This is a genomic window from Hansschlegelia beijingensis (genome assembly GCF_045505405.1).
Taxonomy (GTDB): domain Bacteria; phylum Pseudomonadota; class Alphaproteobacteria; order Rhizobiales; family Methylopilaceae; genus Methylopila; species Methylopila beijingensis_A.
Genome location: NZ_JBJKEX010000088.1, coordinates 1 through 10,002, shown reverse-complemented (window position 1 = coordinate 10,002; position 10,002 = coordinate 1). Strand labels below are relative to the sequence as shown.

Genomic DNA, 10,002 nt, shown 5'->3' with positions numbered 1-10,002 from the left:
CGGGCGGACCCGGCCCCGGCATGCGCGGGATGCCGATGCACGGCATGCACGGGATGCACGGCATGTCCCGCCACGGCATGCGCGGCGCTCGCCGCGCGATGTGGCTCGCCGAGCGCCTTACGGCCATGGAGACCCTGCTCGGCATTCGCAACGACCAGCTCGACGCCTGGCGCGCCTTCACCGCGGCCGCGATCGACTTCGTCTCGCCGTTGCGGCCGAAGCCGGCCGGGGAGGGCGACAAGCCGGCTGACGCCGAGGCCTTCGCCATGGCCGACCGCATGGCCGACAAGGCGATAGCGCGAGCCGAAAAGGCCAAGGTCCTGAAGGAGGCGATCGCGGCGCTTCGCCAGAAGCTGACCCCCGAGCAGCTCGAGCGCGTCAAGTCGGTGGAGGCCGAGATGCGCGGGCGCTTCCATGACCGCCGGGGCCACGGGCCCATGCACGGGCCCGATGGGCCTGGGCCGGATGGACCGGGGCCGGACGGTCCGCAGGAGCCAGATGACCAATAACGGTCCCGCCAGGGACGACGTGAGTCTCGAAGGCCCCGCAATCGCTGCGGGGCCTTCTTCTTGGGCCGTCACGATTGCCCCCAGGCGGGCGGGCGGCTAGACGACCTGATGCCACGCTTCCCCGCGCCGACCCTCGCCGAGACACCCGCTTGCGCGGTGCTGAACCCATGAACGTCTACCGCTTCGCCCCGTCGCCTACCGGCTATCTGCACCTCGGCAACGCCCGCACGCTGCTGCTGAACGCGCTGCCGGCGCGGTCCGGCGGCAGGTTCATCCTGCGGCTCGACGACACCGACGCGGCGCGCGTGCGGGAGGAGTTCGTCGAAGCCATCCGGGAGGATCTGGCGTGGCTCGGGATCGCGCCCGACGAGGAGCGCCGCCAGTCGGAGCGGGAGGAGATCTACCGCACCGCCTTCGAGCGACTGCGTGCGGCCGGGCGCATCTACCCGGCCTACGAGACGCCGGAGGAGCTCGAGCGGGCGCGCAGGCTTGCGCGGCTCTCGGGCCGGCCGCCGCTGTATGACCGGCGCGCGCTCAGGCTGACGGAGGCGGAACGGGCGGCGCTCGAGGCGGAAGGCCGCCGGCCGCACTGGCGCTTCCGGCTCTCCGAGGGCCGGATCGGCTGGCGGGACGGCTTCCGGGGACCGCAGGAGATCGATCTTGCGAGCCTCTCGGATCCGGTGATCGTGCGCGACGACGGCGCGTTCCTCTATGTCTTCAGCAGCGTCGTGGACGACGCCGACCTCGGCGTCACCTCCGTCGTGCGCGGCGAGGACCACGTCACCAACACAGCCGTGCAGCTCGACATGTTCGCGGCGCTCGGTGCGACGCCACCGGCCTTCGCGCACCACAACCTGCTGACGGCCGCGGACGGCGAGGGGCTTTCGAAGCGGCAGGGCAGCCTGTCCCTGCGATCGCTCCGCGAACAGGGCGTCGAGCCGCTGGCGGTCGCGGCCTATGCGTCGCTGATCGGCAGCTCCGAGGCGGTTCGGCCGGTCGCGGATCTCGACGAGCTCGCGGCCCTGGTCGCCTCCGCTCGCCCGTCGCGGGCGCCGGCGCGGATCGATCCGGACGAACTCGCCGCGCTCTCGGCCAAGACCCTGCACGGCCTCGATTTCCGGACGGTTGCGGCTCGCCTCGAACAGCTCGGCGTGGGCGGCGGCGCGGCGTTCTGGGAAACCGTGCGCGGCAACCTCGCGACCCTCGCCGAGGCCGCGGACTGGTGGCGCATCGCCCGCGAGGCGGCTGCGCCCGTCTCACCCGCGCCCGAAGACGTTCCGCTGCTCGCCGAGGTCGTCTCGTCCCAGGGCTCGGGCGGCAGCGACCGGACGGCCTCGGCGAGCAGCATCGCGTCGTTGCGGCCAAGCCCGAGCGACAGCGCCTCCTCGAGCCAGGCTTCGAGCGACGCGGGGTCCGTGACGTCGCCATCCTCGACCGCCTGCTCGAGCCCGTGGCTGTAGGCGTATCCGCCGACCGGAAAGGCGGGCGACAGCCAGACGAGGAGTGTGGTGACGCTATTCACTGCGTTTTGTTTGCTTTGCTTCCAGAGCATTCAGTTGGTCAAAAAGAAACTGTATCCTCTCAACTATCTCTGCCCGAGTCTGATTGTAAGCCAGTTCGGATATCCAAGCTGGTGCTTCCTTGTAACAAGCTTCGAGCAATCGTGGTCCATAGCCTTGTATGAGGTCGATGAAATTGGACAGTGAGGGAGCTGAGTTTCGCTGGAGCCATTTCTCAACGGTTTTTGCGCTCACCCCAGATACGGCTTCGACGTGTGCCGATGTCTTCGTCGGATGCTGCGAACGAAGAAATTCGAGTAGGCCTTCCAGATGAACGTCTCGCGGAGATTGGCGGGTCGTAAATCCCTTACTCATGCGCGTGGCCTTGATAGGCGCCGTGTTCGGGCCGGAACGGGCGCGTCACCGGCCGCGTCGCCCCGCCGAGGCCGCGCACCATCTCGACCAGCACATGATCCGGCGCGACAAAGATCGCGTCCTCGGTGACCTCCGCCGGCGTGTGCCGGTTGCCGAGATGCCAGGCGATCTTCGCGAGCCGCAGCGGCGTCGCGGCGGTGACCTCGACCAGCTCCTCCTCCGCCGCGCGCACCAGCACCAGCCGCCCGTCCTCGAGCTGCAGCGCGTCGCCGTCGTTGAGGTTCGCGGGCCGCGGCAGGTCGAGCAGGAAGTCGAGCCCGCCATCGGTCGTCATGGCGAGCCGCCGCCGCCCGCGCGCCTCATGGTCGAGCGTGATGGAGTCCGTGACCGCGCCCGGCTTCACGGCGGGTCGGCGGATGACGGAGACGGCGCGGGTCACGTCCCGTCTCTCTGTCGCAGAGGGGAGGGTCCCCACGCTGCGCGCGAGGAGGGATGAAGGCCGTAGCGCCCGCTCAAAACAGAAAATACCGCTGCGCCATCGGGAGTTTCTCAGCCGGCTCGCAGACCAGCAGTTCGCCGTCGGCGCGCACGTCGTAGGTCTCGGGGTCGATCTCGATGACGGGCGTGGCGTCGTTCAGGATCATGGCCTTCTTGCCGATGCCGCCGCGCACGTTCTCGACCGCGACCATGGGCTTGCGGCCAAGAATCTTCGACGGAAGGTCGTCCTCTAGGGCGGCCCTGGACACGAAGGTCAGCGAGTTCGCGAGCGGCGCCGCGCCGAAGCCGCCGAACATCGGCCGGTAATGCGCCGGCTGCGGGGTGGGGATCGAGGCGTTGGGGTCGCCCATGATCGCGCAGGCGATCACGCCGCCCTTGATCACGAGGTCCGGCTTCACGCCGAAGAAGGCGGGCGTCCAGACCACGAGGTCGGCGAGCTTGCCGGCCTCGACCGAGCCGACATGCCTCGACACGCCATGCGCGATCGCGGGGTTGATGGTGTACTTCGCCACGTAGCGGCGGGCGCGCAGATTGTCGTTGTCGCCGGTCTCGCCCGGCAGGGCGCCGCGCTGGCGCTTCATCTTGTCGGCGGTCTGCCAGGTGCGGATGATCACCTCGCCGACGCGGCCCATCGCCTGGCTGTCGGACGACATCATCGAGAGCGCGCCGATGTCGTGCAGGATGTCCTCGGCCGCGATCGTCTCGCGGCGGATGCGGCTCTCGGCGAAGGCGAGGTCTTCCGGGATCGACGGATCCAGGTGGTGGCACACCATGAGCATGTCGAGATGCTCGTCGATGGTGTTGCGGGTGTAGGGCCGCGTCGGGTTGGTCGACGAAGGCAGCACGTTGGCGAGCCCCGCCACCTTCATGATGTCCGGCGCGTGGCCGCCGCCCGCGCCCTCCGTGTGGAAGGCGTGGATCGTGCGGCCCTTGAACGCCGCGATCGTGCTCTCGACGAATCCGCTCTCGTTCAGCGTGTCGGTGTGGATCATCACCTGCACGTCCATCGCGTCCGCGACGGAGAGGCAGCAGTCGATCGCGGCCGGGGTCGTGCCCCAGTCCTCGTGGAGCTTCAGCGCGCAGGCGCCGCCGCGCACCATCTCCTCGAGGCCGGCGGGCAGCGAGGCGTTGCCCTTGCCGGCGAAGCCGAGATTCATCGGGAAGGCGTCTGCCGCCTCGATCATGCGCGCGAGATGCCACGGGCCCGGCGTGCAGGTGGTGGCGTTGGTGCCGGTGGCGGGCCCCGTGCCGCCGCCGAGCATCGAGGTGATCCCGGAGGCCAGCGCCTCCTCGATCTGCTGCGGGCAGATGAAGTGGATATGGCTGTCGAAGCCGCCGGCGGTGATGATCTTGCCCTCGCCGGCGATCACCTCCGTGCCCGGCCCGACCACGATGTCGACGCCCGGCTGCACGTCCGGATTGCCGGCCTTGCCGACCTTGTGGATGCGCCCGTTCAGAATGCCGATGTCGGCCTTGATGATCCCGGCATGGTCGAGGATCACCGCGTTGGTGATGACGGTGTCGACGGCGCCTTCCGCCCGCGTGACCTGGCTCTGCCCCATGCCGTCACGGATGGTCTTGCCGCCGCCGAACTTCACCTCCTCGCCATAGGTGGTGAAATCGCGCTCGACCTCGATGACGAGCGAGGTGTCCGCGAGGCGGATGCGGTCGCCGGTCGTCGGGCCGAACATGTCGGCATAGGCGGAACGGGAGATCTTCGCAGGCATCAGAGCGGCCCCATCACGTCCTGGCGGAAGCCGAACACCTTCCGGTCGCCGGAGAACGGCACGAGCGTCACGGTCCGCGTCTGGCCGGGCTCGAAGCGCACGGCCGTGCCGGAGGCGATGTCGAGGCGCATGCCGCGGGCGCTCGCGCGGTCGAACTCCAGCGCCGGGTTGGTCTCGGCGAAGTGGTAGTGGCTGCCGACCTGAATCGGCCGGTCGCCGGTGTTGGCGACCGTCACGGTCACGGCCTCTGCGCCGGCGTTCAGCTCGATCTCGCCCGGCGCGGGGATCACCTCGCCGGCGCTGAGCTCGGACGCCTCGCCGCGGATCGGATGATGCACGGTGACGAGCTTGGTGCCGTCCGGGAAGGTCGCCTCGACCTGGATGTCGTGGATCATCTCCGCCACGCCGTCCATGCACTGGTCAGCGGTGACGACATGCGCGCCGGCCTCCATCAGCTCCGCGACGGTGCGGCCGTCGCGCGCGCCTTCGACGACGAAGTCGGTGATCAGCGCGATCGCCTCGGGATGATTGAGCTTCACCCCGCGGGCGAGGCGGTTGCGCGCCACGATCGCCGCCATGGCGACCAGCAGCTTGTCCTTTTCGCGGGGAGTGAGATTCACCGGATCCTCTCAGCAAGACCAGACACGGGGCAGGGGGCGGCCCATCAGCAGCGGCAGGACCGCGCGCGCGGCGTCGCGCAGGCGTTCGGCGAGACAGGCGAGGAGGCGCACGACGAGCAGCCCGTTCCAGGCGCTGGCGCCGGCCTCGACGTCGCAGTTTTCGAGGGCCCGGCGGACATCGTCGACCTTCGCCTCCGCGTCCGGCGCCACATAGAGCAGCGTGGCGAGGCAGGCGCGGCCGCCGGCCACCGTGCGCTTCGCCATCAGATCGCGGATCTGGCCGTTCAGGCGCAGCGTCTCGGCGAAGACCAGCCGGCCCCCGCGGCGCACGCGCCAGCGGTCCTCGAGATCGCCCTCCTGCACGGTCTCGCCGCGGGCGGCGCGACCGAACATCAGCGCCTCCCACGCGAGCAGCCTCCCGTCGGGAGCGACCTCGGCGTCGAGGCGGCGGGCGAGCCGCGCGCGGTCGAACAGGATCGTCTCCTGCGGCAGCCAGGCGAGCGAGCCGCCGGCCTCCACCGCAAGCCGCGTCGCGACCTCCGTGATCGCGCCGTCGGAGCGATAGATGCGTTCGGCGCCGGGAGTCGAAAGCGTCAGCGCCGCATGCGGCCCGACCTCCGCCGAGACGCTCATGCGGTCGCCGCAGGCGAGCCCGCCGGCGACGTTCAGCATCGCGCCGTCGAGCCCATGCTGGCCGCGCGAAAACCTGAGCCGGGATGCGCCGCTTTCCGCCACCCTGACGACGCGCGAAACCCCGCGCGAGGCCTCGACGCGCAGGACGATGGAGCCCTGAGAGCGCTGCCGAGCGGGACCGTCATGCCCGGCCGCAGGCCGGGTATCCACGACTTCCGCGCCCTCGCCGCCCCACGCTGAAGTCGTGGATGCCCGCAAGGGCGGGCATGACGGGGAAGGGCGATGCGGGTCCTCAGCCAAAATCTCAGAACGCAAGCCGCTGCCGTACATCGTCCCCCTGCAGCGCCTTGGCGTCGCCGCTCTCGATCACCTCGCCGCGCTCCATGACGATGAAGCGGTCGGCGAGCTCCTGCGCGAAATCGAAATACTGCTCGACCAGCACGATGGCCATCTGCCCCGTGCCGCGCAAGAATCGGATGGCGCGGCCGATGTCCTTGATGATCGAGGGCTGGATGCCTTCGGTCGGCTCGTCAAGCACCAGAAGCTTCGGGCGCATGACGAGCGCGCGGCCGATCGCGAGCTGCTGCTGCTGCCCGCCCGAGAGGTCGCCGCCGCGCCGGTGCAGCATCGACTTGAGCACCGGGAACAGCTCGAAGACCTCGTCGGGAATCGTGCGCTGCCCGCGCTTGAGCGGCGCGAACCCGGTCTCGAGGTTCTCCCGCACGGTCAGCAGCGGGAAGATCTCGCGGCCCTGCGGCACGTAGCCGACGCCGAGGCTCGCCCGCTCGTAGGGCCTGAGGTGCGCGATCGGGTCGCCGTTGAAGGAGATGCGGCCGCCCGAGATCGGCCGCTGGCCCACGATGGCGCGCAGCAGCGAGCTCTTGCCGACGCCATTGCGCCCGAGGACGCAGGTGACCTCGCCCACCGAGGCGGTCAGCGAGACGCCCTTCAGCGCGCGCGACGAGCCGTAGTGCAGCGAGACGTCCTCCACGTTCAGCATCCGGCCGTCCTCTCTGAACAAGGCTCGTCATGGTCCGGCTCGACCGGACCATCCACGTCGACCCCGCGCTCGACGCCCGGCGGGGGTCCTCCGGCCAAGCCGGGGGACGACGACCCTTCTTTGAACCTCGAGCCCGTCTTCATCGCCCGAGATACACCTCGATCACCCGCTCGTTCGACGACACGGCGTCGAGCGAGCCTTCCGCCAGCACCGAGCCTTCGTGCAGGCACGTCACCTTCACCCCGAGGTCGCGCACGAAGGTCATGTCGTGCTCGACGACCACGACGGAGCGCGTCTTCGCGATCTCGCGCAGCAGGTCGGCGGTGTCGGCGGTCTCCTGGTCGGTCATGCCGGCGGCCGGCTCGTCCACCAGCAACAGCTTCGGCTCCTGCGCGAGCAGCATGCCGATCTCGAGCCACTGCTTCTGGCCGTGGCTGAGCTCGCCTGCGAGCCGATGGCGATGGCCGGTGAGCCGCACGCGCTCGAGCAGCGCGTCGATCCGCTCCTTCTCGGACGGCGTGCGGCGGGAGAACAGCACCGGGAAGGGGCGCCGGTCCGTCTTCAGCGCAAGCAGGATGTTGTCCTCGACCGTGTGCATCTCGAACACGGTCGGCGTCTGGAATTTCCGCCCGATGCCGAGCTCTGCGATCGAGGCCTCGTCGAGCCGGGTCAGATCGTGGGTGGCCTCGAACACCGCCTCGCCGGAGTTCGGCCGGGTCTTGCCGGTGATCACGTCCATCATCGTGGTCTTGCCCGCGCCGTTCGGGCCGATGATCGCGCGCATCTCGGCGTGGTCGATCGAGAGCGACAGCGCGTTCAGGGCGCGGAAGCCGTCGAACGTCACGGAGACGTTGTCGAGGTAGAGCAGGGCGTTGGTGGTGCGGCCGCCGATCACCATGGGCTCACTCCGCCGGGCTCTTTGCGGCCGCGACAATGCTCTGCGCGGCCGGCAGCTCGCTCTTGCGGCGGATGCCGAGCAGGTCCGTCACCGCGCCGACGACCCCCTTCGGGATCAGCAGCGTGGTGGCCACGAACAGCCCGCCGAGCGCGAACAGCCACAGGTCCGGCATCACTCCGGTGAACCAGGTCTTGCCGGCGTTGACCAGGAAGGCGCCGAGCGCCGCCCCCAGCAGCGTGCCGCGCCCGCCGACCGCGACCCAGATCACCGCCTCGATGGAGTTCGCGGGCGCGAACTCGGACGGGTTGATGATGCCGACCTGCGGCACGTAGAGCGCGCCCGCGACGCCTGCGAGCATGGCCGAGAGGGTGAAGACCAGGAGCTTGTAGTTCTCGACCCGGTAACCGATGAACCGGGTGCGGCTCTCGGCGTCGCGCACCGCGACCACCACCTTGCCGAGCTTCGACGTCACCACCCAGCGGCAGAGCAGATAGGACAACGCGAGCGCGACCGCGGTGGCGGCGAACAGCGCGGCGCGCGTCTCCGGCGCCTGGACCGAGAAGCCGAGGATCTCCTTGAAGTCGGTGAGGCCGTTGTTGCCCCCGAACCCCATGTCGTTGCGGAAGAAGGCGAGCATCAGCGCGAAGGTCATCGCCTGCGTGATGATCGAGAGGTAGACGCCGGTGACGCGGGAGCGGAAGGCGAACCAGCCGAAGCAGAAGGCGAGCGCGCCGGGGACGAGGATCGCCATCAGGGCCGCGAACCAGAACTGGTCGAAGCCGAGCCAGAACCAGGGCAGCTCCTGCCAGTTCAGGAACACCATGAAGTCCGGCAGCACAGGATCGCCGTAGACGCCGCGCGGCCCGATCTGGCGCATCAGATACATGCCCATCGCGTAGCCGCCGAGCGCGAAGAACGCGCCATGGCCGAGCGAAAGAATGCCGCAGTAGCCCCACACCAGATCGAGCGCGAGCGCGAGCATCGCGAAGGCCAGGTACTTGCCGAGCAGCGGCACGAGATAGTCCGAGACGTGCAGGGCGGAGTCCGGCGGCAGGAGCAGGTTCGAGGCCGGGACCAGCACGGCCATCGCGAGCACGACGCCGAGGAAGATCAGCCCGGCCGCGTCGAGGAAGCGATAGCGGCTCATGCTTCCACCGCCCGGCCCTTGAGGGCGAACAGGCCCCGCGGCTTCTTCTGGATGAACAGGATGATGGCGACGAGCAGCACGATCTTGCCCAGCACCGCGCCCGCCCAGGGCTCCAGCAGCTTGTTGGCGACACCGATCGACAGCGCGCCGACCAGCGTGCCCCACAGATTGCCGACGCCGCCGAACACCACGACCAGGAAGCTGTCGATGATGTAGCCCTGGCCGAGGTTCGGGCTGACATTGTCGATCTGGCTGAGCGCCACGCCTGCGACGCCGGCCACTCCCGAGCCGAGCCCGAAGGTCAGCGCGTCGATCCGCGCGGTGCGGATGCCCATCGAGCCCGCCATGCGGCGGTTCTGGGTGACGGCGCGCACCTGCAGGCCGAGGCTGGTGCGCCGCAGGAGGAGCTGGAGCCCAGCGAACACCAGCAGCGCGAACAGCACGATCGCGATGCGGTTCAGCGTCAGCGAGACGCCGAGGATCTCGATCGAACCCTGCAGCCAGTCGGGGGTCTGCACCTCGCGATTACTGGGGCCGAACAGCGTGCGGACGGCCTGCTGCAGGATCAGGCTGACGCCCCAGGTGGCGAGCAGCGTCTCGAGGGGGCGGCCATAGAGGAAGCGGATGACTGTGCGTTCGATCGCGACGCCGACAGCGCCGGCGACCAGGAACGCGACCGGGATGGCGATCAGCAGCGAGGCGCCGTCGAGCGCCGGGGCGTGGGCGCGGATGAGGTTCTGGGTGAGGAAGGTCGCATAGGCGCCGATCATCACCATCTCGCCATGGGCCATGTTGATCACGCCCATCACCCCGAAGGTGATCGCGAGGCCGATGGCGGCGAGCAGCAGCACGGAGCCGAGCGACACCCCGTAGACCAGGTTCTGGATCAGGTTCGCGACCGACCTCCAGCGTTCGATCTTGGCGATGCCCGCCGCGGCGGCGTCATTGACCGCCTGGGGGGAGCCGGCCGGCAGCGAGTTCAGGATCGCGAGCGCGTCCTTGTCGCCTGCGGCCGCGACCGCGTCGACCGCGGCGATCCGCTCGGCCTCCGGCGCATCGGGCTTGCTCACGATGATGGCGGCGCGAAGGCCGCGCT

10 protein-coding genes and 1 pseudogene are annotated in these 10,002 nt (G+C 69.6%); 2 read left to right on the top strand and 9 right to left on the bottom strand.

Features of this window, described 5'->3' with window-relative positions; translation table 11 throughout:
• Together ACIKT0_RS07940 and ACIKT0_RS07935 are read left to right on the top strand one after the other, a co-directional pair.
• On the top strand, window positions 1-509 hold a 509-nt coding region (locus ACIKT0_RS07940), incomplete at its 5' end, for a Spy/CpxP family protein refolding chaperone (protein WP_407104818.1).
• Between the two features lie 167 nt (window positions 510-676).
• Window positions 677-1,516: pseudogene (locus ACIKT0_RS07935) on the top strand (glutamate--tRNA ligase); the annotation flags it as partial.
• Here ACIKT0_RS07935 and ACIKT0_RS07930 read toward each other — a convergent pair.
• From ACIKT0_RS07930 to urtB, 9 genes are all read right to left on the bottom strand, one after another.
• Window positions 1,465-2,061, bottom strand: a complete 597-nt coding sequence (locus tag ACIKT0_RS07930) for an urease accessory protein UreF (RefSeq protein WP_407104819.1) — start codon at window positions 2,059-2,061, stop codon at window positions 1,465-1,467. The pseudogene ACIKT0_RS07935 and the gene ACIKT0_RS07930 overlap by 52 nt on opposite strands.
• A gap of 314 nt (window positions 2,062-2,375) precedes the next feature.
• The gene (locus ACIKT0_RS07925; protein WP_407104817.1) at window positions 2,376-2,822 is read right to left on the bottom strand and encodes an urease accessory protein UreE; all 447 of its coding nucleotides are present in this window, start codon (window positions 2,820-2,822) and stop codon (window positions 2,376-2,378) included.
• A gap of 73 nt (window positions 2,823-2,895) precedes the next feature.
• Entirely contained in the window at window positions 2,896-4,608 is a 1,713-nt protein-coding gene (ureC, locus tag ACIKT0_RS07920) for an urease subunit alpha (RefSeq protein WP_407104816.1), read from the bottom strand.
• Window positions 4,608-5,228, bottom strand: a complete 621-nt coding sequence (locus ACIKT0_RS07915; RefSeq protein WP_407104815.1) for an urease subunit gamma — start codon at window positions 5,226-5,228, stop codon at window positions 4,608-4,610. The genes ureC and ACIKT0_RS07915 overlap by 1 nt, the downstream gene beginning before the upstream one ends.
• Window positions 5,229-5,237: 9 nt before the next feature.
• A complete protein-coding gene (locus ACIKT0_RS07910) occupies window positions 5,238-6,071 on the bottom strand; it encodes an urease accessory protein UreD (protein WP_407104814.1) in 834 nt (277 codons plus the stop codon).
• A 94-nt stretch (window positions 6,072-6,165) separates the two neighbouring features.
• The gene (gene urtE, locus ACIKT0_RS07905; protein WP_407104813.1) at window positions 6,166-6,861 is read right to left on the bottom strand and encodes an urea ABC transporter ATP-binding subunit UrtE; all 696 of its coding nucleotides are present in this window, start codon (window positions 6,859-6,861) and stop codon (window positions 6,166-6,168) included.
• Between the two features lie 139 nt (window positions 6,862-7,000).
• Window positions 7,001-7,759, bottom strand: a complete 759-nt coding sequence (urtD, locus tag ACIKT0_RS07900) for an urea ABC transporter ATP-binding protein UrtD (protein WP_407104812.1) — start codon at window positions 7,757-7,759, stop codon at window positions 7,001-7,003.
• Window positions 7,760-7,763: 4 nt separating this feature from the next.
• Entirely contained in the window at window positions 7,764-8,906 is a 1,143-nt protein-coding gene (gene urtC, locus ACIKT0_RS07895; RefSeq protein WP_407104811.1) for an urea ABC transporter permease subunit UrtC, read from the bottom strand.
• On the bottom strand, window positions 8,903-10,002 hold a 1,100-nt coding region (urtB, locus tag ACIKT0_RS07890), incomplete at its 5' end, for an urea ABC transporter permease subunit UrtB (protein WP_407104810.1). The genes urtC and urtB, both read right to left, overlap by 4 nt.

What these genes read in the sequence shown, in the direction of transcription:
- ACIKT0_RS07930 (WP_407104819.1), bottom strand. Translation starts at nt 2,061, where the DNA reads ATGCTCTGGAAGCAAAGCAAACAAAACGCAGTGAATAGCGTCACCACA.
- ureC (WP_407104816.1), bottom strand. Translation starts at nt 4,608, where the DNA reads ATGCCTGCGAAGATCTCCCGTTCCGCCTATGCCGACATGTTCGGCCCG.
- urtE (WP_407104813.1), bottom strand. Translation starts at nt 6,861, where the DNA reads ATGCTGAACGTGGAGGACGTCTCGCTGCACTACGGCTCGTCGCGCGCG.
- urtD (WP_407104812.1), bottom strand. Translation starts at nt 7,759, where the DNA reads ATGGTGATCGGCGGCCGCACCACCAACGCCCTGCTCTACCTCGACAAC.
- urtC (WP_407104811.1), bottom strand. Translation starts at nt 8,906, where the DNA reads ATGAGCCGCTATCGCTTCCTCGACGCGGCCGGGCTGATCTTCCTCGGC.